Below are 22,840 nucleotides of genomic sequence, written 5' to 3' on the forward strand. Positions count from 1 at the left end.
AGGTTCACCCCGATGCCCGTCACCGCACTCATCCTCTACCTGGTCTTTGCGATCTTGGGGTTCGGCTGGCGCAGCTGGACCCAGTATCGCCACACTGGCTCGACCGGATTCCGCGGCATCCACGGCCGGCCCGGCTCGCTGGAATGGTTGGCCGGCGCCGGATTCGTCGCCGCCATCCTCGCCGGAGCGGCCGCGCCGCTGCTGCAACTGCTCGGCATCCTCACCCCCATCGCGCTGCTGCAGGTGCCGTGGATTCAGGCGATCGGAACCGTGCTGGCGGTGGCGGGGATCGCGGCGACCCTCTATGCCCAACGAGACATGGGCGAGTCCTGGCGCATCGGCGTCGACCCCAGTGAGACCACCACATTGGTCCGCCGCGGCGTGTTCGCGCTGGTGCGCAACCCCATCTTCACCGCCATGCTGATCTTCGCCGCCGGCATCACCCTGATGACCCCCAACCCGCTCGCCCTGGCCGCGTTCCTTGTGCTGCTGGTGACGATCGAACTGCAGGTCCGCGTGGTCGAGGAGCCCTACCTCAATGCTGTTCACGGCCGGGCCTACCGGGACTACTGTGGGGCTGTCGGCCGGTTTGTTCCCCACATCGGACGCAGCCTGACCGTCTGACAGCCGACGCGAGGTGAACCATGGCCCCCGATGATCGCACCGCCCGCTGGAACCGATACTGGGACAAGAAATCGGCCACCTATGACCGTGAGATCGGGTTCTTCGATCGTCACCTGTTCGGAGATTCCCGCCAATGGGTCTGCAGCCAAGCTACCGGCGACGTGCTGGAGGTCGCGATCGGCACAGGACTCAACCTTGCCTTCTACTCCAAGGACGTCACGCTGACCGGGATCGATTGGAGCCAGCAGATGCTCGACCTCGCCCGCGCACGCGCCGCCGATCTCGGCCACCCCGCCACCCTGCAACAAGCCGACGCACACCACCTGCCGTTCGACGACGCCAGCTTCGACAGCGTGGTCTGCACCTTCGGGCTCTGCGCCATCCCCGACTACACCCAAGCCCTCGCCGAAATGACCCGAGTCCTGCGCGCCGGCGGAAAACTCATCCTCGTCGACCACATCCGCAGCAGCACGGCCCCAGTGCGGGCCGTGCAGCGCTTCCTGGAACTGTTCACCGTTCCCCTTGGCGGCGAACACTTCCTACGCCGCCCCCTAGAGCACCTGCGGGCCGCGACCGACCTCGCCATCGATCATCGTGAGCGGTTCACACTCGGCCTCGTCGAACGCGTCGTCGCCCACAAAACCGCCACCACCTGACTGCCCGGCAGCCAAGAGAGGTCCGAGCAGGACACCATCACGAAAAGCAGCCACCCATGACCGAACTCACCAGACGCACCGCACTCGCCCTCCTCGGCGGGGCCGGGGCTATCGCCGCACTGGGATACCTGTTTCGCACCAACAGCATTCGCATGCCCACCGGGAAAGCCAACGGACCCGGCATGATGGGCGTCTCGGATACCGATATGAGCCGATACATGACTATGTTCGCCCGTCACGTCGAACTGCGGCGCACCGTCGAAAACATCCCCGGAGGCGTCCGCACCACCACTGAATCCGACGCCGCCGACCTCGTCGCGCAACTGCACGCCCACGTGTCCTCGATGTATCAACACCTCGACCAACGCGCCGAAGTGACCTGCATGAGCCAAAGCCTGCCCACCCTGTTCCGCCGAGCACCCGACTACCAGCGCCGAATCACATTGACCCCCAACGGTGTTGTTGCCACGGAGACCTCCTCCGATCCCAACCTCACCAACGCCATCCGCGCCCACGCGCGCGAAGTCACCGGCTTCGTCACCGACGGCATGCCCGCCATGATGGGCCCCATGATGGGCGGCGGCGGAATGATGGCCTCCTAAACCGCATCGACCATGCAGACGCCAATCAACCCCTAATCGGAAACACCGCCAGCTCAACCTGTTACCGATCAGGCCAAGCCAGGTCAGCTCTGCTCAGCGGAAACAACAGTAAACATCAGAATCCGACCCCAGATAACTGCTCGAATCCGGCGCCCATCTTGTGCACGCTGACCACGCAGATGTCCGCCCCGGCATCCATCGCCCAGGTGGGCAGATCCTCGTGGAACGGCAGATGCGCGCCCCAGGCCTCGTCGACGATCAGCGGTTTACCGCGGGCATGGCAGACCTCGGCGATGCCCTCCAGATCCGCGCAGGTCCCGTACGGGCTGGGGCTGACGATCAAGGCCCCGGCCGCGTCGGGGTGGCGATCCCAGGCGTCGCTGATCTGCTGCGGGGACGGCGGATGCGACAGGTGGCGCTCGGTGTCCCAGCGCGGAGTGACCCACCGGGGCTGCACCCCGGCGAAGATCAGACCGGCAACGATCGACTTGTGGCTGTCCCGCCCGACGATCAGGCTGTCCCGGCCACCTGCGACTGCCATCATGGCCGCCTTGACCGACAACGAACTGCCGCAGGTGGAGAACCACACCGAGTCCGCACCGACGGCGTCGGCCATCAGCTCCTCGGCGTGCTGCAGATAGTGGTTGCGGGTCCGCCGGTCGTCCAATCCTCCCGAGGCCAGGACATCGCTGCGGAAGCACTCGCGGCCGAGCACCCGTACCGTCCGCTCGTCGGCGCCCCGGCCCTGCCGGTGACCAGGCGGAGAAAACCCGTACCGATCGGATTCGTGGTAGTCGGTGAGCGCGTCGAGCAAGGGTGTGGCGTGCTGATCCATGCACTCGCGGGTACCCGCGTTCTGTTTCGCAGAACCGCCCCGCGGGTAGACGCCGCGATAGTCGGTCACAACTTCAGAAAGGGGAGCCGATGCCCCGCGGTAAGGGCGTGTATGTCGACGACGACGATTCGGGCGATGACTCCCATCGCAAGGTCGCCGATGAAGATATCGACGAGAAGACACCGGACGTGCACAAGCCGGAGCCCGGGAGCGAACCTCCGGATTAAGCGCTCCGGCTGTACACCAACTGTCCGTCGATGACGGTGGCCACGACGGCTCTGCCGTCCAGGTCGCGCAGCAACTCTTCCGGCGTCACGTCGAGCACGCACAGGTCACCGGGCTGACCTTCGGCCACGGTGCGCGGCACCGTGGGCGCGTCCGGCGTGCCCAGGAACAGCTCGAGTGCGGTGCGCGCATCCACCCGCTCGTCCGCCCCCAGTACGGCTCCGCTGGGGGTGCGGCGATGGACCGCCGCGCGCATCGCTGCCCACGGATCGCCTTCGCCGAACGGCATGTCCGTCGATAGCGCCACCGGTATGCCGGCGTCGAGCAGCGTTGCCAATCGCCACAACTGGGGGTGTTCGTCGGCCGGGACGTCGGTCAGGTACTGGTCGCCCCGCTCGGCGACGAAGTTCGGCTGGGTGACGACCGTGACGCCGAGGGCCGCGATTTCGGCGATGCAGTCCTCGGGCACCACTGCCGCGTGCTCGATCCGATCGGCGGGGTGGGTGCCCGCGGCGCGCAGTGCGGCGATGGTGATCACTAGCTGAGCCGCGGTCACGCAGTGCACCGCCACCGGGGCGTTGTCGCGGTGGCGCCGAACCGTCCAGTCGATGAGTTCGTCGAGATCGAGGTGCTCGTCGTGCAGGATGCGCTTGCCGGGCGCCAGGTGGTGCAGGCGCTGCTGCAGACCGCCGTGCCGGTGCGCCTCTTCCAGCTTCACCATGTCGGCGATATCGAGATCCGGTGTGGCATCGGTCAATCCGGTGACACCGTGCGCGGACAGCCGGTTGCTGAGCTCGTCCAGCGCGGTATCACGGCGCTGCAGCGCATCCGACCAGGTCCGGTCGGCACTGCGCAGCCGGCCGTCCGGGTGGTCGGCCAGCCCGACCGCGGCCAGGCCCGCCGAGTTCAGGGTCCACAGGATCCCGCTGCGATGCTGGATCCGCACCGGCACCGGCGGGGCCAGCGTGTCCAGCCGGTGCCGGTCCAGCGGCCCGGCCACCGCCTCGTGATAGCCCACCGCGCGGATCCAGCCGTCGGCGCCCACCTCGGCCGCGGCCAGCGCCCGCGCGAGATCTTCCCGGTCGCTGACCTCCGCGACACCGACCCGCAGCGAGTCCGCGGCCGCCGCGGCGGAATGCACGTGCACATGGTGGTCGTGCAGACCCGGGATGACGGTGCCGCCCGCAGCATCCAGCACCGGCTCCTCGGGCAGCGGTACCAGCCCCGGAGCCACCTCGGTGATCTGGGCGCCGGTCCGGATATCCACCGACCGGCCGTCGAGCAGCGTCGCTCGTCGGATCAACATGAAACCGTGTGCCTTTCGTCGAGCAATGCCTCTACCGTGTGGGCGTCGGCGCCCAGTGGCGATGCCGGCGGGCCCTGTTCCGGCACGGTGGGTTCCCGTACCGCGCCACCGACAAACCCCGCGTAGCCGGCGGCGGTGGACGCCATCGACAGCTCGATGAGCTCGCCACCGCCGCGTGCCAGCGCATCGGACACCGCCGCCGCGGCGTGCAACCCGGTCAGCGGGTCGGCGATCGCGTCGCCGACGAAAACCGGTCCGTCGCAGTGATATTCGACCAGGCCGCCGGCCACCGCGGCATCATCGCCGAAGGCCACCCGGGTCCCCGCGTCACCGTGCGCTCCGTGGCCGGTGATGCGCACCCAGACCCGGCCCGCGCGCGGCGGAACATCGGAGGGGCCGAGACCGCGGCGGGTCAACGCGGCCGGTCGGGAACCCTCGATCACCACGTCGGCCGCCGACAGCAATCGCAGCATCGCCTGGTGATCATCGAATTCCACGGTATACGACAGTTTTCCGCGATTCATCCAGTCGTAGAAGGCCGGCGACCCGGCGCGGGTGCCGTCCGGGCGCCGACTGCTCTCCACCTTGATCACCGTAGCGCCCGCCCGGCACAGCAGTTGCCCGCACAGCGGACCGGCCCACATGGAGGACATATCGGCCACCAGCAACCGGTCGGTGCGCTGCGCGCGCGGTCCCAGCGCCCGGCTCACCGGCGGGCCGGCGGCAGCCTCGGCCAGGGTTGCGGCCGGGATGCCCAGCAGGCCGGCTCTTTCCACCACCGCGGCAGCCGGGCGCGTACCGACCCAGCGCTGCAGGTGCGGCCACGGGTCGTCGGTGATCGCGTCGGCCTCGATCAGCGCCGGCACCGCGGCGATGTCGTCGGGCCGCGAGAGGGTGACCGCGCACCAGGTGTCGGCGGCCCGCATCAACCGGGTCGCTCCGCCGGCGGAGATGCGGCCGCGGGGGCGCAGGCCCAGCAGCGCAGACCGCCCGGTGAGCAGGGTGGGCGCGTCCACCGGCACCCCAGTGCGCGCGGTGAACCCATCGGCCACCGCCTGGGCGCGCACGCTCACCGCGTCGGGGACACCGACCGCGCTCGCCGAGCTGCTCACAGGGCCATCTTGCCCGGGATCAGAAATGCAGTGCGGTGAAGCGCCAATCCAGCACCGGGCGGTCCGGATCCGCGTGGGCCTGATCCCCCGGTCGCTGCGCGGCGTACACCAGCGACCGCATGCGTAGCCGGGTACCGGCGGCGGTAGGGTCGGCGGCCTCGATGTGCAGTTCGCTGTACAGCGTGTCGCCCTCGTACACCGGCCCGGTGTGATCGCAGGATTCCCAGCCCAGCACCGTGGCCAGATTCGGCAGCAGCCGGCTGGCCTGCGCCAGTGCCAAGCCGATGGTGTGCCCGCCGTAGACCAGCCGTTGCCCGCCCACCCGCCGGTCGTGGTGGGTGGCGGCGATGTTCAGCGACAGCCGGGCCAACTCGGGGGCACCGGACACCACGTCGGCGGTGCTGGGCAGCACGGTCCCGACCAGCGCCGGGTCGAATCGCGCACCGGTGTACGCCGCCGCGTCCCAGCCGGCGGTGGGGTCCGCGGGGGTCTGCTGGTCGGCGCCGATCGCGGCCAGATCGTCGGCGTGCCCGGTCTGCACCTGCTCACCGGACAGCGGCAGCATCGCGCACCGGTAGAAGTCCAGCACCGCCCGGCCGGCCTGATCGACGGTGGTCATCCGCAGGGCCGCCAGCCCGGTGCCGGCCCGGCCGGGTTTGGCCGAGTTCTGTCGCAGTCCGACCACCTCGGTACGGGTGGACAGGGTGTCCCCGATGACCGGGAAGCGGTGAAAGCTCAGTCCCCGATAGAACAGATTGGCCTTGACCCGCTGGGTGACCAGAGTGGACTGGCCGATCGCCACATCGCACACCAGGGCGGGGTGCGCGAGTGGACCGTCGGTGCCGGTGACGGCCCGCGACAGGCCGGTGTCCAGCGACAGCCGCAGCCGGTCGCCGATGATGCCCTGGTGCACCGCGGCGGCGCCGGAGGTCAGGGTCATCGCGGGAGCGGTGTCGAACACGTCGCCCACCTGCAGGTCGTCGAAGAACGGGCCGCCGGGTCTGGTCACATCGCCCGACTTTAGTTTCAGGCGTGCGGCGGCTCGCCGGTCACCCGGTGATCGGCGTGGTTGAGCCCCTCCTGCACCAGTCGGCCCAGATGGCCGTCACGCAGCCGGTAGACGACACGGCGTCCGTCCTTGCGGGTGTCCACCAGCCGTGCGAACCGCAGTTTCGCGAGGTGCTGGCTGACCGAGGTTCGGGAGCCGCCGGTCGCTTCGGCGAGCGTGCTGACGTCGGCCTCGCCCTGGGTCAGGAGCCAGAGCAGGTGCAGCCGGATCGGGTCGGCCAGCATCCGGAAGGTTTCGCTGGCGGCATCGAGCCGGTCACGGTCGGGTGAGCTGTCGTGGACGAGGCTCGGCACCGGTGGGGGTTGGTTGTCTTGCCTTGCCACCGGTCCCCCGCACCATGATCCATGCCGCAGCGATCGCCGCGGATGAGGAGAGGATAGCGAGAATCGCTGCGGCAAGGCCCTGGTTGACGGTCGCGCCGACCCAACCGGCGATCGGATAGGTCAGCAGGAACCCGGCGTGCGAGAGCGAGAACTGGGCGGTGAACACCGCGGTCCGGTTGGTGTCGGTACTGGCGCGACGCAGCAGCCGCCCGGCCGGGGTGTTGACCATCGAGGTGGCTGCGCCCAGCAGGACCCAGGTCCCCACCAACGTGGTCCAGCTCAGCGGGAAGACGGCGGTGACGACGAGGAGACCGGCGGCCGCGGCGCACGTCCCGGCCAGCATGACGACACGGTCGGCGAGGCGCCCGAGCAGACCCGGCACCATCAGGGCCGCCGCCATCGACCCGGCGCCGTAGCAGGACAGCGCCACCGCGACCGCGGCGTCGCCACCGCCCAGCATGCCCCGGACGTAGACGACGGTGTTCACCATCACCAGCGCGGTGGCCGCGGCGACCGCCAGGTTCATCGCGAGCAGGGCTCGTAAGTCGTTGTCGGTCAACATCACCCGCATTCCCGACCACAACCGTCGGCGCCAGGGCGAGCGATCCGCGCCGATGCCGGGTATCTGTGCCCCGCGAACCAACAGCGCCGAGGCCACGAATCCGGCGACGGTCCCGACGAACAGGCTGTTGTAGGACACGACCGTCAGCAGCGCGGCCGCCAGCACCGGGCTGACCATCGCTTCGAGGTCGTAGGCAAGCCGGGACAGCGCCAGCCCGCGGGTGTAGGCCTGTTCATCGCGCAACACGGCCGGGATCACCGACTGGAAGGCCGGGGTGAAGGTTGCCGACGCCGCCTGCAGGACGAACACCAGCACCAGCACCTGCCAGATCTCACCGACGAACGGCAGCAGGACCGCCACCCCGGCGCGCGTCAGGTCGGCCCCGATCAGAACGGTCTTGCGCGGCAGGCGATCCGTGGCAGCGCTCATCAGCGGGGCGACGAAGACGTAGGCCAGCATCTTGATCGCCAGCACGGTCCCCAGCACGGCGCCGGCGGAGTCCCCGGCCAGGTCATAGGCGAGCAGGCCGAGCGCAACCGTCAGCAGACCCGTGCCGACCAGCGCCACGACCTGCGCGGCGAACAACCGGAGGAATACAGCCACCCGCTAAGTGTGTCATATGTGCGCAAGTGCGCACCTATCACAGGGTTACCGGTACGGGCGCCGACTACTCCGTCGCCTCGTTCGGTTCCGCCGTGTTCTCCAGCGGTTGGTGTTCGACGACCTCGTGAGTGCCGGGCAGGTCGTCGTAGCGACGCATGTACTCGTCGATCTCGGCGACGATGTCCGGACCGGGGATGCCCCAGCCGGCCCGATAGCCGTACACGTCGCCCAGTGGTTGGTGCCCACGGTCCCCGTCGAGGATCTCCACGTGGTCCGGTCCCAGCATCGCCGGGTGACGCACACCGGCCGCCTCCGACACCTTCAACAGATCGCGCCGCAAGGTGAGGACGTAATTGGCCAGCCGATGGGACTTCTGCTCCGGATCCAGGCCACGCGCCAGCCAGGGATTCTGGGTGGCCACCCCGGTCGGGCAACGGTCGGTGTGGCACTTCTGCGCCTGGATGCAGCCGATGGCCAGCATCGGTTCCCGGGCGACGTTGATGAGGTCGACGCCCAGCGCGAAAGCCACGATCGCGTTGGCGGGCAACCCGAGCTTGCCCGACCCGATCCAGGTGATCCGGTCACACAGGCCCTGCTGCGCGAACAACCCGTACACCCTGGCGAACCCGGTCCGGAACGGGAAGGACACGTGGTCGGCGAACACCAACGGCGCCGCGCCCGTGCCGCCCTCACCGCCATCGATCGTCACGAAGTCCACCCCCCGCTGCCCGTCGGCCATCCCGGTCGCCAGCGTCTCCCAGAACCCCATCTCCCCCACCGCCGATTTGATCCCGACCGGCAGCCCGGTCGCATCGGCGATACGCTCCACGACGTCGAGCATCTCGTCGACATTGCGGAAGGCGGTGTGCCGCGACGGGCTCGCGACGTCCTTACCCTGCTCGACGCCCCGGATCCGGGCGATCTCCGCATTCACCTTGGCGCCCGGAAGATGCCCGCCCAGGCCGGGTTTCGCGCCCTGGCTCAGCTTGATCTCGATGGCCCGGACCGGCGCGGAGCCGACGACGTCGACCAGCCGGTCGAGATCGAAGTTGCCGTGCTCATCGCGGCAGCCGAAGTAGCCGGTGCCGATCTGGAACACCAGATCACCGCCCTGACGGTGATGATCGGACAGGCCGCCCTCGCCGGTGTTGTGCCAGAAGCCGGCGATCTTGGCCCCTTTGTTCATCGCCTCCACAGCCTGGGGGCTCAGCGAACCGAACGACATCGCCGAGACGTTGACCACCGAGGCCGGCCGGAACGCGTGGCGGCGCCCGCGGGGGCCGCCGAGCACCTTCGCGCCCGGAACCTCGATGTCACGGAGGTGGATCGGTGAGGCCGGCACGACGTCGGAGAACGTCGCCTGCTTGATGATCGGGTACGTCGCGTTCTCCGTGTCGTTGTCCGTGCCGAACGCGAAGTAGTTGTTCTCCTTCTTCGCCGAGGTGTACACCCAGCGCCGCTGATCACGGCTGAACGGCCGCTCGGCGTCATTGCTCGTGATGATGTACTGGCGCAACTCCGGACCGATCGACTCCAGCAGGTACCGCATGCGCGCGATGACCGGGAAGTTGCGGCGCAGGGCGTGTTCCTTCTGCAGCAGGTCCGATACCGCGACCCCGGCGACAGCAGCTGCGGGAGCCAGTGCGGCGAGCATCCGCTTCTTCATGCAACCCAGCCTGCCACAATGGGCACGCCGGAATCGGGGATTCTCCGTGCCATATCCACTGTGAGGCTAGGCATACCAATGGTTTTCGCGGATCAGCGCTGGGCGGTGGCGGCCAGGCTGCCCAGCAGCCGCACCGCATCCGCGCTCGGTGATCCCGGCTGCGCCTGGTACACCACGAGCTCCTGGCCGGGCGCGGACCGCACCGCGAAGGTCTGCATGCTCAGCGTCAGATCGCCGACATCAGGGTGCCGGAAGCTCTTGACCGCCAGAGCCTTTCCTCGGACATCGTGGCGCGCCCACAGCTCGGCGAACTCCTCGCTGGTGTTCAGCAGTTCGGTGAGGATCGCGGTGACCCGCGGATCACGGGGCGCTTCGCCGTGGTTGCGGCGCAAGCCGGCCACCGCGTTGGCCGCGACGGCCGGCCAGCCGACATAGAACTGCCGGGCCCGCGGCTCGGTGAACACCAGCGCCAACAGGTTTCCGCGGGCGCCGAAGTCACCGAACATCGCCTCGGCGATGGGGTTGGCGGCCAGCACGTCGTAGGCCCGGTTGTAGACCAGCGCCGGGTTGTCCGGCCAGGCGGCCAAGAGCTGCAGCAGTGCGGGATCCACCCGGTCGGCGACCGCGGCCCGGCGGGGGCGCGACGCCAGCCCCGCCATCCGGAACAGGTGCTCACGACCCTCGTCATCGAGACCGAGGGCGGCCGCGAGCGCATCGCACACCTGCGCCGACGGGGAGCGCTCCCGGCCCTGTTCCAGCCGGATGTAGTAATCCACGCTGACCCCTGCCAGCTGCGCCACTTCCTCCCGCCGCAGCCCGGGCACCCGGCGCTGCCCGATGCTGGTCAGACCGGCATCCCCGGGGCTGACCAGGGCACGCCTGCTGCGCAGATACTCCCCCAGCTCCCCGGCCATAGGCCCACAGTAGGTGCAGCGGTGGCCGGCTGCCTGGGTGTAGCGCACCCTGGCAGCCGGTCCGGACGGCCCGCACGCTGATGCCATGACCGAACAGAAGATCGTCCTCGTCACCGGCGCCACCAGTGGGATCGGCGCGGCCGTCGCCACCCGACTGGCCGCGCACGGCCACCGGGTGGTCGCCGGCGCCCGGCGCGAAGACCGGCTCGCCGCACTGGCCGCTGACGACATCGACGTGCGCAGACTGGACGTGACCGACCGTGCCGACTTCGCCTCGTTCGTGGACTGGGCGGTATCCACGCACGGCCGCATCGATGCCCTCGTCAACAACGCCGGGGTCATGCCACTGTCCCGATTGGATGCGCTGCTGGTCGACGAATGGGACGCCATGATCGACGTCAATGTCCGCGGGTTGTTGCACGGTATCGCGGCGGCCCTGCCGCATTTCCAGCGCCAGGGCACCGGACATTTCGTCACCGTCGCCTCGATCGGCGCCCACCAGGTGGTACCGACCGGGGCGGTGTACTGCGCCACCAAGTACGCCGCCTGGGCGGTCACCGAGGGCCTGCGCCAGGAGCTGGACCCCGGGATCCGGGTGACCACCATCTCGCCCGGAGTCGTGGAATCCGAACTGGCCGAATCGATCACCGACCCGGGCGCCGCCGAGGCGATGCGCACCTACCGCGCCGACTCGATTCCGCCGGACGCCATCGCCCGGGCAATCGGCTACGCCCTGGACGAATCACCCGAGGTCGATGTCAACGAGGTGATCGTCAGGCCGGCACGCCAGCGCTGACGATCTCGTCCACCAGCCCCCAGGACAGCGCCGTCTCCGCGTCGATGGCCTGGCCGGACAGCACGAGATACGCGGTGCGCCAACGGCCGATCCGTCGGGTGATGCTCACCGTGCCCCCGGCGCCGGGAATCAGCCCGAGCGTGAGTTCGGGCAGCCCCAATACCGCCGCCGGATCACAACTCACCCAGCCGCAGTAGGCGGCCATCTCCAGGCCGCTGCCCAGCACCTGACCGTGCACGTGAGCCCGGCAACGCCGGCCCAGCCGGGCGGACAACTCGTCGAGTACCAGGGCCGGGCTGTGCCGGGTACGCGCCAGGTGCGCACTGGACGGGTCGGCGAACGAGCCGAATTCGGCGAGATCCCCTCCGCTGCAGAAGGATCGGCCGTTGCCGCCGAGTACCACCTCGTCCACCGACGGGTCCAGCCTGGCGATCTCGAGGGCCTCCAGCAGTGCCGCCCGGGCATCCGTGGAGAACGCATTGTGCCGCTGTGTCCGGTTGAAGCGCACGTGCAGGGTGTTCCCGTCGCGGTGTACCCGCACCGGATCCGGCAGCTGGGGCACGGTCGCCGCACCGCGGTCGGCCAGCCACCGGGCGAACTCGGGGCCGGCCTGCAGCGTCGAATAGGCCAGCGATTCGGTGATCACCCCGCTGAATGTCGGTGCGGCAGGTTCGAATGCGCGCAGCACGTCATCGCACACCGCGGCGGACTGCGGCCATGTCGCGCAGCGTTGTTCCAGCTGTGCCAGGGTGTCCTCGACCGAGGTGACGGTGACCGCCCGGCGGTCATCGCATGCGGATTCGGTCAGCGTGAATGTCGCACGCTCGACCGGGGTTCCAATGCCGACGACGATCCCGCCGGGCAGGTCGAGGAGTGTCACGAGTACTTCTTGATCAGCTCCTGCTTGAAGAGCTTGCCGGTGTCGGTGCGGGGCAGCTGCGCCTCGAAGGAGATCGAGCGCGGGCACTTGTAGTGCGACAGCTTGTCGCGCAACCAGGCCAGCAGTTCCTCGGCGAATTCCGGGGTGCCGTCGGCCGGATCCACCGTCTGCACCACGCCCTTGACCTTCTGCCCCATCTCCTCGTCGGGGATGCCGAATACCGCGGCGTCCATCACCTTCGGATGGGTGACCAGAATGTTCTCGGCCTCCTGCGGATAGATGTTGACCCCGCCGGAGATGATCATGTGGTGCCGACGGTCGGTCAGGTACAGGTAGCCTTCCTCATCCAGATAGCCGATGTCACCGACGGTCTTCCAGCCCTTGGTATTTCGGGACTTCGCGGTCTTCTCGTCGTCGTTGAGGTACTCGAAGTCCTGGCCGCCCTCGAAGTACACCTCACCGGCCTGGTTGGGCGGCAGCTCGTTGCCGTCCTCGTCCAGGATGTGCACCACACCGGTCATCGCCTTGCCCACCGAGCCCGGGTGGGTCAGCCACTCCTCGGCGCTGATCAACGTTGCGCCGATGGCCTCCGAGGATGCGTAGTACTCGTCGACGATCGGGCCCCACCAGTCGATCATCTGCTTCTTGACCTCGACCGGGCACGGGGCGGCCGCGTGCATGACCCGCTTGAGGCTGGATACGTCGTACGAGGTACGTGCGGCCTCGGGGAGTTTCAGCATCCGGGTGAACATCACCGGGACGAACTGACCGTGGGTGACCCGGTACTTCTGGATGGCTTCCAGGGCGATCTCGGGATCGAACTTCTCCAGCACCACGACGGTGAGCCCGCCGGCCAACGCCTGCATCGACCACACCGAGGGCGCGGTGTGGTACAGCGGAGCGGGGCTGAGGTAGACGGCGTCCGGGCCCATCCAGTACTCGACGAGCATGGCCATCATGCCGGGCACCTCCGAGGGCGGCAGGTGCGGCAGTTCGCGCTTGATGCCCTTGGGACGACCGGTGGTGCCCGAGGAGTACTGCAGCAGATCGCCGTCGAGTTCATCGGCGATCGGGGTGGTCGGCAGGTCGGCGACGGCCTCCGGGTACTTGGCCCACCCGTCGAGGTCAGCGTCACCCCCCGAGTCGCTGCGCTCCTGCCCGCCGGTGATGTTCAGCAGAATCTGCGGCAGGCCGTTGGGCAGGTGCTCGGCCAGCCCGGCGCAGATGTCCTTGAGCGCCTCGGTGCCGACGATGGCCTTGGCCTCGCTGTTGTCGATGATGTAGGCGGCCTCGGCCGCGGTGAGGTGGGTGTTGATCGGCACGTAGTACAGGCCGGACCGCCGCGCCGCGTAGGACACGGTGTGGAAGTGCTCGTTGTTCTCGATCAGGATCGCGACCACGTCGCCCTCGACCAAGCCGTTGTTGCGGAAGTAGTGCGCCAGCTGGTTGGCCCGCGCCTCCATCTCACCGAAGGTCACCACCGCGCCGCTGGGGTGGACGACGACGGCGGGCTTGTCAGGAGTGGCAATGGCCGTTTCACGGATCTGCATGAAGCGACTTTACGATGCCGACCTGTCGCCCCGGCAGCCAAGCCACGAAAAACTTGACATCCGTCAACTGATCGCGCGCCAACACCCCCGACCCAGCTGGGAGCTTCCCGTGTCAGCGCAAATTTAGCAATCGTTATTTCAATAGCTGTATTCGATACTGGATGTTGAATTTGCTGTTCAGTGTCGCTTTCATCACTCAGTGATCGATAGCTCTAGCATTTGTGGCGAATCATGGTGTTAACTGGCATGCAACCCACCGACCATCACCGCGACCAGGAATATGCATGGACATCGACGCGGCACTCCGCACCAGCGCTCGCCCGACCGTGGGGTTCGGCGGATCGGCGCGCGGTCTGGTCGCCGAGATCGACGTCGCGGGGTCGGCGTGCCTTCCCGATGCGGTGCCCGGGGCGTGGATCGACCGGGTACGTAGCTACGCCGCCGCCCTGCCGACCGACCGGCACGACACCATGATCGAAGGCGCCGATGCCGCCCGGCTGGGCTTCGTGCGGGAGCTCACCACCGACCCTGCCGTTGCGAACCTGGCCGAATCGATCGCCCGGCTGGCGTATCCGCATGCCGATCCGGCCGACCGACAGTTCGAGTGCGCGCTTCGCGTCGTCAACGGCCCCGATCCGCACCGGCGCCCGCTGTGGCTGCACTATGACGCCAGCGTGCTGACCATCGTGCTACCGGTCGAGGTGCCTGAGGCCGCTGCCGGGGAGTCCGGGGAACTGGTGCTCTTTCCGAATCACCGGCCCTACCGCTCGTCGGTGCTGACCAACGTGGTGGAGAAGTTCATCCGGCAGAGCGACACCTACCGCCGCCGGTTCCAGCGGCGAGCACGCTGGGGCGTGGACACCGAGGTGGTGGCGATGACGCCCGGAAACGCCTACCTGTTCTGGGGGTACCGCTCCTATCACGCCACTTTGCCGTGCGCCCCGGGGACCAGGCGCGTCACCGTGGTTTTGCATTACAAGGACGTACACGCGGGCAGCCGGTTTCTGCAGTTGGCCAAGGCAATCAGGGCGCTGCCCGGCAGGTAGCGAGCCGGGGGTGTGACGAACTTTTCCCCGAGACGGGATTGATGGGCAGATTCGCGGGGTAGCCAAACCGGCGTGCGATGAAGCACCCAATCTGATCCCGACCCGGAAGCACTTATGCCTGTGGAGCTCGAACTCGAGCTCGCGACTGGACCCCTGGTCGCTTCGCTCCTGCCCGCCGACTCCGACCCCCCGGTCGCTCCGCTCCTGCCCGCCGACTCCGACCCCCCGGTCGCTCCGCTCCTGACCGATCTCGCCGTCACGCTCGCCTGGGTGGCCGGTGCCGTCACCATCGCCTACCTCGTCGGCCTCGCCGTCTCCTGGGCCCTGCAACGCGCCGGCCGACGAAGCGACTGGATCTGCGACATCGCGCTGCTGACCCGGCGCCCGGTGCGTGCCGGCCTGATGGTCATCGCCGCGTCCGTCGCGCTGCAACGAAACTCCAGCCCGCAGGCATCCTGGCGCCCGTGGGTGGACCACAGCCTCCGCATCCTCGCCATCGTCGCCGCCACCTGGTTGATCGCCAGACTGGTGATCGTCGTCGAACGACGGATGGTCGCCCGCTTCGGCGGCGGTAACACCGGCCTCACCGACGCCGACCTGCAACGCCGCAAGGTTCTCACCCAGCTGACGGTGCTGCGCCGACTGGCGTTGGCGGTGGTGGTGCTGATGGGACTGGCTGCGGCGCTGATGACCTTCCCCTCCTTCGCCGATGTGGGTAAGACGATGTTCGCCTCGGCGGGCGTGCTTTCCGTGGTCGCCGGCCTCGCCGCCCAGACGTCCCTGGGCTCGGTGTTCGCCGGTCTGCAGATCGCGTTCACCGATGCGATCCGGGTCGGGGATGTCGTTGTCCTGGAGGAAGAATGGGGCCGCATCGAGGAAATCACCCTGACCTACGTGGTGGTGCAGGTCTGGGACGAACGCCGACTGGTCCTACCGTGCACGTACTTCACCACCACGCCGTTCCAGAACTGGACCCGCAGCGCGACCGAGCTGCTGGGCACCGTGCTGCTCGACGTCGACTTTTCGGTGCCCCTGGATGCCATGCGCACCGAACTCGACCGCCTGCTCACGCACAATGACCTCTGGGACGGGCGATCTGGCGTCCTACAGGTGGTCGAGGCCACCAACGGCACCGTCCGCGTCCGGATCACCGTGAGCGCACCCAACGCCGGAGCGCTGTGGGATCTGCAGTGCGCCGTCCGGGAGGGGATGGTCGTCTGGCTGCAGCGAAGCCAGAGCGGCGCACTGCCCCGGTGGCGATTCGAACCCGGCCCCGCCCCGAGCGGGCCGCCCGCCGCACACGATTCATCCCACGCCCGTCCGGCAGCCGACGAACCCGGCCTGTTCTCCGGCACCGAAGCGGGCGAACAACGGGCCAAGGCCTTCGACGGTCCCGGCGAGGAGACCCGTCAGCTCATCAAGGAGGAGAGCAGATGATCGAGATGGAGCGCGAGGTCGTCACGTCGGCGACGCCGGCCGACGTATTCGCCTATCTCGCCGACTTCACCACCACCGAACAGTGGGAGCCCGGCACGGTCCGCACCACGCGCATCGCCGGGGACGGCGGCGTCGGCACCCGTTACGCGAACACCTCACGATTCGCCGGGCGCACCAGCGACCTGGAGTACGAGGTGATCGGCGTGACGCCCGGACGATCCATTCAGCTTCGCGGACAGAATGATTCGCTGATCGCGCACGACACCATCACGGTCCGCCCGCACGACGGTGGTTCACGGGTCACCTACCGCATCGAGTTCGCGTTCCAGGGTTGGCTGCGACTGGGCGAACCGCTGCTGCGCATCCCGGTCACCAACCTGATGGACAAGGGTGTGGAAGGCCTGGAGCGCGAGCTCGCCAAGATCTGAGTTCACGCCAACCCGACCCCACCCAGGCAGTGCCGCCGCACCGTCTGCAATTCGGCGTCGGTATACCGGATGCCGGGCAGTCGCGAATGGCCGCTACTTCGAAGGAAATAGCGGCCATTGGCGTCTGTTCGCGGAAGGTCAGGACTCTTCGGCCAGGCGCGTCTTCAGGGCATCGAACTCGTCCTTGATGCCGGTCGGCAGCTTCTCGCCGACGAACTCGAACCACTCCTCGATCAGCGGGAGCTCGGCACGCCACTCATCGGCGTTCACGGCCAGCGCCTCGTCGACGTCGGCCGGATCCACCTCCAGGCCCTGCAGGTCCAGATCGGCGGCGGTCGGGACGATACCGATCGGGGTGCTGCGGCCGTCGGCCTTGTGCTCGATGCGCTCGATGGCCCACTTCAGCACGCGGCTGTTCTCGCCGAATCCGGGCCACAGGAACCGGCCGTCGTCGCCGCGGCGGAACCAGTTCACGAAGAACACCTTCGGCAGCTTGGACTCGTCGGCCTGCTTGCCGATGTTGATCCAGTGCTGGAAGTAGTCGCCGACGTTGTAGCCGAGGAAGGGCAGCATGGCCATCGGGTCGCGGCGCACGGTGCCGACCTTCCCCTCGGCGGCGGCGGTCTGCTCGGAGCCCAGGGTGGCGCCGATGAACACGCCGTGCTGCCAGTCACGGGCCTCGGTGATCAGCGGGACGGTGGTCTTGCGGCGACCGCCGAACAGGATCGCCGAGATCGGCACACCCTGCGGGTCGTCCCACTCCGGCGCCAGCGTCGGGCACTGCGAGATCGGGGTGCAGTAACGCGAATTCGGGTGTGCGGCCTTCTCGCTCGACTCCGGGGTCCAGTCACGGCCCTTCCAGTCCAGCAGGTGCTGCGGATCGCCCTCCAGGCCTTCCCACCACACGTCACCGTCGTCGGTCTTGGCGACATTGGTGAACACGGTGTTGCCACCGGCGATGGTCTTCATAGCGTTGGGGTTGGAGTCCCAGTTGGTGCCCGGCGCGACGCCGAAGAAACCGAATTCCGGGTTCACCGCGTAGAGCTGGCCGTCCTTGCCGAACCGCATCCACGCGATGTCGTCGCCGACGGTCTCGGCGCGCCAGCCGGGGATGGTGGGCTGCAGCATCGCGAGGTTGGTCTTACCGCAGGCCGACGGGAACGCCGCGGCGATGAAGTAGGCCTTGTTCTCCGGGGAGATCAGCTTGACGATCAGCATGTGCTCGGCCAGCCAGCCCTCGTCGTGGGCCATCGCCGAGGCGATGCGCAGCGAGTAGCACTTCTTGCCCAACAGGGCGTTGCCGCCGTAACCGGAGCCGTAGCTCCAGATCTCACGGGTCTCGGGGAAGTGGGTGATGTACTTGGTGTCGTTGCACGGCCACGGCACGTCCGCCTGGCCGTCCGCCAGCGGGGCCCCCAGCGAGTGCAGCGCCTTGACGAAGAAGCCGTCCTCGCCGATCTTGTCGAGTGCCGCCTGGCCCATCCGGGTCATGGTGCGCATCGAGACGACCACGTACTCCGAATCGGTGAGCTCCACGCCCAGCTTCGGATCCTCGGCGTCCAGCGGACCCATGCAGAACGGCACCACCCAGAGGGTGCGGCCGCGCATCGAGCCGCGGTACAGATCGGTCATCAGCGGCCGCATCTCGGCCGGGTCCATCCAGTTGTTGGTCGGTCCGGCGTCGACCTCACGCTCGGAGCAGATGTAGGTGCGGGATTCCACGCGTGCCACATCGGACGGGTCGGAGAGCGCCAGGTAGGAATTCGGCTGCTTCTCGTCGTTGAGCTTCTGGAAGGTGCCGGCCTCGACCAGCTGGGCGGCGAGGCGCTCGTACTCCTCCTGTGAGCCGTCGGCCCACGCGACGCGATCGGGTTGGGTCAGCTCCGCGACCTCGCGGACCCAGGCCAGCAGCCCCTGATGCGTCGTCGGTGCGGTGTCCAGACCGGGAATGGTCGCTGAGGTCATCAAAGTCTCCTGCGTAGTTTCCGTGAACATGCCGATAACCGACAGGTCACGATCGTCCCTAATAAGAGGTTAACGCGGGTCACATTGGGTTGGGGAATCGGGATAATGTCCGATCACTCACAGGAACGATTCAGAAACCCGTTCAGAAAAGTCCTACTGAGTGGTAACCGGATTCGTCTGATTATTGAGCGTGGTGCGGACGGCATCCAACGCCGTCCGCAGCTCCGCCAGTCGCGCCTCGACGGATCTCTGTGTCCGTGCCGCCGCGAGCGCACGGTCGCGCAGTTCCGCGTCGATCGCATCCACCTGACGCGCCGTCCGCTCCGCCAGCCGCTCATCGACGACGGCGGCCTGACCGGTGAGATCCACCTCGGCGGCCAGCACCCGGGTCGCGACCAGCGCCTCGGCGTGCTCGCGCAGCGTGGCGGTGACGCGGCCGACCCAGCGGTCCAGCAGCACCCGGTCCTGCAGCAGATCCCGGATCCCCACCACCCACACGGTGAGCAACGCCCCGAGAAGCGCGCCGCCGATCGCTCCGACCGCCGCGGACCCCGGTGCCAGTCCCGCCAACAGTCGGCCGGCGGCCAGCGCGACCCCGAGCCCGAAGCCCGCACCCAGCAGCAGCATCAGCTGCGTCTCGAGGCGCCGCGCGGTCAACACCGGTGCGCCCAGTTCCGGCGGCAGCGCGGCCGGCGGCACCGCTGGTGCGGCCAATCCCGACTCGGTGGCGATATCTCGGAGCTGCTCGCTGATCCCCGAGTCGATCTCCCCGACGATCTCGGCAGCGCGGTCGTGCGCATAGGCCCGGAACGCCTCGGCCCGCCGCCGGCCGCGGTCCCACGGCAACAGGCCACCCCATTCGGCGACGTCCTCGGATAATTCGGTGCGCACCGAGGCGCACCGGTTGCGGGCGAAGTGCCCGAGCTGCACCCGTGCCTGCTGGATCCGGCTGCGCAGTGCCATGCTGCGCCCGGAACGCGACAACCGCGCCGCACGGAGCAGGTCATCGCGCCGACGATGCAGTGCCGTCGAGGCGTGATCTGCCGTCGCCTCGGCCGCGCCGATCTCCTCACACAGATGGGTTTCCCAGGCCCGCAACCGATTCCGGCGCTCCAGCGGGTCCGCATCCAACCGTCGTCGCAGCACTTCCACCAGATCGTCGAGCTGCGCCTCGGCTCCGGCCGGGCCGGCGGCCACCCCCACCCACGGCATATCCCGCAACCGCGCGGTGCGCATCCCGACCAGTTCGGCGTCGGCGGCCAGCACCGCCCGCCAGTCGCGATGCACGTCGATCTTGGTGAGCGCCCCGATCACCAGATCGGTGCCCCGCACCGCGTCATCCAGCAGGGCACAATCCGATTCGGCCAGCGGGGCCACCGCCGACACCGCGAAGATCACGCCTGTCGGCGCGGTCCCGGGGGCGAGTTCGCCGACCTCCACAAACCGTCGTTCCGGCATCCGCTCCCGCAGCGCCGCGGCCAGGGTGGACACCCCCGCCAGCCAGGGCCCGACGACCAGCACGGCTTCCCCCGGCCCGGGAGGCGGGGGCGCCAGGCCGGCCGCCATCGAGGACAGCTGCGCATCCAGCGCCTCGGTGTCCGCGAGGTCGAGCAGCGGCGGCACCAGGTCGGCGTTCACGGTCGGTCCCCGCCGCCGGAGAGGGACCGCAGCGCGCCCCGCGCGACGTCCGCCCCGCACCGGCGGTGCAGCGCGCCGACCGGCCCGCGGCTGTAGCGGTGCCACTGCACGGCCTGCTGCAGCGGATCCCCCGACCGCACCATCAAACCGTCCGCCTCCAGCACCTCGGTGGCCGCGCCCATCGCGGCGAACACCGCGGTATCAGCGGCCAGCAGCGCGGCCAGTCGCTGATCCCCGGTCCGGGCGGCCAGCGCACCCGCCCGGGCCAACGCGAGCCGCAGCCGCCGGTAGCGGTGGCCGGCCGCCACCATGTGCAGGCCGGCGCACACCTCCTCGACATTGCTGAGCCGGCGCAGCCGGGTGGTCAGGGACGGGCCGTCGGCACCCGACCGGATCGCCGAGGTGAGCACCGCGATCCCGGACAGGTCCAGCGCGGCCAGCAGCCCGGCCCGGGTGCCCGCGTCGAGCCCATGCGGTCCGGCACAGAAGGCATCGGTGCTGCTCAGGTCGGCCGGGTCGGCGGCCAGCACCCGCAGCGCGGCGACCTGCGCCGCGTCCAGGGTGGCCACGGCGTGCAGCGCCGACATCGGCACGGTCGGTGCCCCGGTCAGCCGGCGTATCCGGGTCACCCGGTCGGCCGCCGCCGCACCGAGCAGATCGGCCTTGTTCAGGACGGTCAGCAACGGCCGCGATGTCCGGGCGGCCGTTCGGCAGTCCTCGGGCTTGGCGGTTTCGGCGATGACGAGCGCATCCACGTCGGGCCGGGCCGCGACCACCGGCACACCGGCGGCCCGCAGCGCGGCCGTCACGGTGCGCCGGCCCACGCCCGGGCGGCCCACGACCCCGACGGTGACCGGGCGCCGGAGCCCCTCGATGATCGGGATCAGCGCGGGCTGCGGGGCACGCTCGGCGTACTCGGACAACGCGGTGACGAAGTCGTCCACACCCATACCGCCCCCTTCACACCCGTTGCACCGTTCCCGCATGCTCACCTCAAATCGTGACATCGCCGGGACCCCCGCCCGCACAGTGTTTTGGGACATAGCGCCGCGCTGTACAACTGTTGGGTATCAATCTGGGCTGGGATGCGGGTACATCTGACTAGATGAGCGACGATGGACCGATGTATGCCCAGCGCGAGGAGGCCGGGGAGGCCGGCGCCCCGGATCAGGGCGCGGCAACCGACGCGGAGGCGCCGCCGACCCACCATGCGCGACGAATCACCAGCTTCCGGTCTCGACGGTCCACCCTGTCCGGCGGCCAACAGCAGACCTGGGAGCGACTCTGGCCGCAGATCGGCACCGAGGCCCGCGACGCCGAGGGCCGGCCGGTCGTGCTGGACACCGCACAGTGGTTCGGCCGCCAGGCCCCGCTGATCCTGGAGATCGGCTGCGGCACCGGGGTCTCCACCTCGGCGATGGCGCAGTCCGAGCCCGATCTCGATGTGATCGCCGTCGAGGTCTACAAGAAGGGGCTGAGCCAGTTGCTCGGCGTCATCGACCGCGACGGCATCCCGAACATCCGACTGGTCCGCGGCGACGGTGTCGACGTCCTGGAACATTCGCTGCCCGACGCATCGCTGACCGGGGTGCGGGTGTTCTTCCCGGACCCGTGGCCCAAGGCGCGCCACCACAAGCGGCGGCTGTTCCAGACCGAGACGATGGCCCTGATAGCCGATCGGCTCAAGCCCGGCGGCATCCTGCACGCGGCGACCGACCACATGGGGTACGCCGAGCACATCGCCGAGGTCGGCGACGCCGAACCGCGGTTGCGCCGCGTCGACGCCGGCCGACACCTCCCGATATCGGTGGCCCGGCCCGAGACCAAGTACGAACGCAAGGCGCTGGCCGGTCCCATCGTCACCGAACTCCTCTGGGAGCGCATATGAGTGTCGACACCGAACCCGACGCGTTGGACGTCGAGGATCCGGCGCCCGTACCGCCGAGCACCCAACGCGTACTGCTGGTCTGGGACGCACCCAACCTCGACATGGGGTTGGGATCGATCCTGGGCGGCCGGCCCACCGCCGCGCACCGGCCCCGGTTCGACGCGCTGGGCCGCTGGCTGCTGAACCGGACCGCCGAACTGTCCAGGCGGCGGGACTCATCGCCGTCGGCGGTGATCTCGCTGGAGCCCGAGGCCACCGTCTTCACCAACATCGCCCCAGGTAGCGCCGATGTCGTCCGCCCCTGGGTGGAGGCGTTGCGTAACGTGGGTTTCGCGGTCTTCGCCAAGCCGAAGGTGGACGAGGACAGCGACGTCGACAGCGACATGCTGGAGCACATCGCGCTGCGCCGCAGTGAGGGCCTGGCCGGTGTGGTGGTGGCGTCCGCGGACGGTCAGGCATTCCGGGCACCGCTGGAAGAGATCGCCCACGAGGGCGTTCCGGTGCAGGTGCTCGGATTTCGCGAACATGCCAGTTGGGCGTTAGCGTCGGATAGCTTGGAGTTCGTCGACCTGGAGGACATCCCTGGTGTCTTCCGGGAGCCGCTACCGCGAATCGGCCTTGATTCGCTGCCCGAGCAGGGCGCTTGGCTGCAGCCGTTCCGGCCGTTGTCCGCGCTGCTGACCTCGCGCGTCTGACAACTGAAGTGACCATGCCC

Annotated in this window: 22 protein-coding genes and 1 pseudogene; 10 read left to right on the forward strand and 13 right to left on the reverse strand. The window is 68.9% G+C overall.

The genetic code is table 11. From position 1 onward, the window contains the following. Positions 1-12 precede the first annotated feature (12 nt). The 3 genes from V4U86_RS27295 to V4U86_RS27305 are packed head-to-tail and all read left to right on the forward strand — an operon-like array spanning position 13 to position 1,882. A complete protein-coding gene (locus V4U86_RS27295) occupies positions 13-624 on the forward strand; it encodes a methyltransferase family protein (protein WP_395308958.1) in 612 nt (203 codons plus the stop codon). 20 nt (positions 625-644) lie between these two features. After that, the gene (locus V4U86_RS27300) at positions 645-1,280 is read left to right on the forward strand and encodes a class I SAM-dependent methyltransferase (RefSeq protein ID WP_395308959.1); all 636 of its coding nucleotides are present in this window, start codon (positions 645-647) and stop codon (positions 1,278-1,280) included. 56 nt (positions 1,281-1,336) lie between these two features. Further along, a complete protein-coding gene (locus V4U86_RS27305) occupies positions 1,337-1,882 on the forward strand; it encodes a hypothetical protein (RefSeq protein ID WP_395308960.1) in 546 nt (181 codons plus the stop codon). A gap of 136 nt (positions 1,883-2,018) precedes the next feature. On the opposite strand, the pseudogene V4U86_RS27310 reads toward V4U86_RS27305, so the two are convergent. Then, positions 2,019-2,717: pseudogene (locus V4U86_RS27310) on the reverse strand (aminotransferase class I/II-fold pyridoxal phosphate-dependent enzyme); the annotation flags it as partial. Positions 2,718-2,806: 89 nt separating this feature from the next. On the opposite strand from V4U86_RS27310, the gene V4U86_RS27315 reads away from it, so the two are divergent. Continuing rightward, positions 2,807-2,944, forward strand: coding sequence for a hypothetical protein (locus V4U86_RS27315; RefSeq protein WP_395308961.1), 138 nt, complete (start codon positions 2,807-2,809; stop codon positions 2,942-2,944). Here the strand turns inward: V4U86_RS27315 and V4U86_RS27320 are convergent. The 7 genes from V4U86_RS27320 to V4U86_RS27350 all read right to left on the reverse strand — a co-directional run bounded on the left by V4U86_RS27320 (position 2,941) and on the right by V4U86_RS27350 (position 10,497). After that, a complete protein-coding gene (locus V4U86_RS27320) occupies positions 2,941-4,248 on the reverse strand; it encodes an amidohydrolase family protein (RefSeq protein WP_395308962.1) in 1,308 nt (435 codons plus the stop codon). The genes V4U86_RS27315 and V4U86_RS27320 overlap by 4 nt on opposite strands. After that, positions 4,242-5,360 carry a CoA transferase gene (locus V4U86_RS27325; protein ID WP_395308963.1) on the reverse strand — a complete coding sequence of 373 codons (1,119 nt, stop codon included), beginning with the start codon at positions 5,358-5,360 and terminating at the stop codon, positions 4,242-4,244. Before V4U86_RS27325 ends, V4U86_RS27320 begins: the two co-directional genes overlap by 7 nt. Positions 5,361-5,379: 19 nt before the next feature. Next, positions 5,380-6,300 carry an acyl dehydratase gene (locus V4U86_RS27330; RefSeq protein ID WP_395312234.1) on the reverse strand — a complete coding sequence of 307 codons (921 nt, stop codon included), beginning with the start codon at positions 6,298-6,300 and terminating at the stop codon, positions 5,380-5,382. An 86-nt stretch (positions 6,301-6,386) separates the two neighbouring features. Beyond that, complete coding sequence (locus tag V4U86_RS27335; RefSeq protein ID WP_395308964.1) at positions 6,387-6,722, reverse strand: ArsR/SmtB family transcription factor; 336 nt, start codon at positions 6,720-6,722, stop codon at positions 6,387-6,389. Beyond that, a complete protein-coding gene (locus V4U86_RS27340) occupies positions 6,685-7,917 on the reverse strand; it encodes an MFS transporter (RefSeq protein WP_395308965.1) in 1,233 nt (410 codons plus the stop codon). Before V4U86_RS27340 ends, V4U86_RS27335 begins: the two co-directional genes overlap by 38 nt. Positions 7,918-7,981: 64 nt before the next feature. After that, positions 7,982-9,583 carry an FMN-binding glutamate synthase family protein gene (locus tag V4U86_RS27345; protein WP_395308966.1) on the reverse strand — a complete coding sequence of 534 codons (1,602 nt, stop codon included), beginning with the start codon at positions 9,581-9,583 and terminating at the stop codon, positions 7,982-7,984. 92 nt (positions 9,584-9,675) lie between these two features. Beyond that, on the reverse strand, positions 9,676-10,497 hold the full coding sequence (locus tag V4U86_RS27350) for a helix-turn-helix transcriptional regulator (RefSeq protein ID WP_395308967.1): 822 nt from the start codon (positions 10,495-10,497) through the stop codon (positions 9,676-9,678). A gap of 85 nt (positions 10,498-10,582) precedes the next feature. Here V4U86_RS27350 and V4U86_RS27355 point away from each other — a divergent pair, with 85 nt between their 5' ends. Then, a complete protein-coding gene (locus V4U86_RS27355) occupies positions 10,583-11,293 on the forward strand; it encodes an SDR family oxidoreductase (protein ID WP_395308968.1) in 711 nt (236 codons plus the stop codon). Here the strand turns inward: V4U86_RS27355 and V4U86_RS27360 are convergent. Together V4U86_RS27360 and fadD4 are read right to left on the reverse strand one after the other, a co-directional pair. Continuing rightward, positions 11,271-12,173 carry an enoyl-CoA hydratase/isomerase family protein gene (locus V4U86_RS27360; RefSeq protein WP_395308969.1) on the reverse strand — a complete coding sequence of 301 codons (903 nt, stop codon included), beginning with the start codon at positions 12,171-12,173 and terminating at the stop codon, positions 11,271-11,273. The genes V4U86_RS27355 and V4U86_RS27360 overlap by 23 nt on opposite strands. Continuing rightward, positions 12,170-13,723 (reverse strand): fatty-acid--CoA ligase FadD4, encoded by a 1,554-nt coding sequence (gene fadD4, locus V4U86_RS27365; protein ID WP_395308970.1) that lies wholly within the window; start codon positions 13,721-13,723, stop codon positions 12,170-12,172. Before fadD4 ends, V4U86_RS27360 begins: the two co-directional genes overlap by 4 nt. Before the next feature lie 284 nt (positions 13,724-14,007). Between fadD4 and V4U86_RS27370 the strand changes: the two genes are divergently transcribed. The 3 genes from V4U86_RS27370 (at position 14,008) to V4U86_RS27380 (ending at position 16,634) form a co-directional block, all read left to right on the forward strand. Beyond that, a complete protein-coding gene (locus V4U86_RS27370) occupies positions 14,008-14,769 on the forward strand; it encodes a hypothetical protein (RefSeq protein WP_395308971.1) in 762 nt (253 codons plus the stop codon). A 114-nt stretch (positions 14,770-14,883) separates the two neighbouring features. Beyond that, positions 14,884-16,206 (forward strand): mechanosensitive ion channel family protein, encoded by a 1,323-nt coding sequence (locus tag V4U86_RS27375; protein ID WP_395308972.1) that lies wholly within the window; start codon positions 14,884-14,886, stop codon positions 16,204-16,206. Beyond that, positions 16,203-16,634, forward strand: a complete 432-nt coding sequence (locus V4U86_RS27380; protein WP_395308973.1) for an SRPBCC family protein — start codon at positions 16,203-16,205, stop codon at positions 16,632-16,634. Before V4U86_RS27375 ends, V4U86_RS27380 begins: the two co-directional genes overlap by 4 nt. Positions 16,635-16,772: 138 nt before the next feature. On the opposite strand, the gene V4U86_RS27385 is transcribed toward V4U86_RS27380, so the two are convergent. From V4U86_RS27385 to V4U86_RS27395, 3 genes are all read right to left on the reverse strand, one after another. Beyond that, positions 16,773-18,599: a phosphoenolpyruvate carboxykinase (GTP) gene (locus tag V4U86_RS27385; protein WP_395308974.1), complete on the reverse strand. Its 1,827-nt coding sequence runs from the start codon at positions 18,597-18,599 to the stop codon at positions 16,773-16,775. A 153-nt stretch (positions 18,600-18,752) separates the two neighbouring features. Continuing rightward, positions 18,753-20,237, reverse strand: a complete 1,485-nt coding sequence (locus tag V4U86_RS27390; protein ID WP_395308975.1) for a hypothetical protein — start codon at positions 20,235-20,237, stop codon at positions 18,753-18,755. Next, positions 20,234-21,187: a hypothetical protein gene (locus tag V4U86_RS27395; RefSeq protein ID WP_395308976.1), complete on the reverse strand. Its 954-nt coding sequence runs from the start codon at positions 21,185-21,187 to the stop codon at positions 20,234-20,236. Before V4U86_RS27395 ends, V4U86_RS27390 begins: the two co-directional genes overlap by 4 nt. Positions 21,188-21,342: 155 nt before the next feature. On the opposite strand from V4U86_RS27395, the gene trmB reads away from it, so the two are divergent. Further along, positions 21,343-22,125, forward strand: a complete 783-nt coding sequence (gene trmB / locus V4U86_RS27400; protein WP_395308977.1) for a tRNA (guanosine(46)-N7)-methyltransferase TrmB — start codon at positions 21,343-21,345, stop codon at positions 22,123-22,125. After that, complete coding sequence (locus V4U86_RS27405; RefSeq protein ID WP_395308978.1) at positions 22,122-22,820, forward strand: NYN domain-containing protein; 699 nt, start codon at positions 22,122-22,124, stop codon at positions 22,818-22,820. The genes trmB and V4U86_RS27405 overlap by 4 nt, the downstream gene beginning before the upstream one ends. Positions 22,821-22,840 lie beyond the last annotated feature (20 nt).

The organism is Mycobacterium sp. AMU20-3851 (genome assembly GCF_043974665.1).
Taxonomy (GTDB): domain Bacteria; phylum Actinomycetota; class Actinomycetes; order Mycobacteriales; family Mycobacteriaceae; genus Mycobacterium.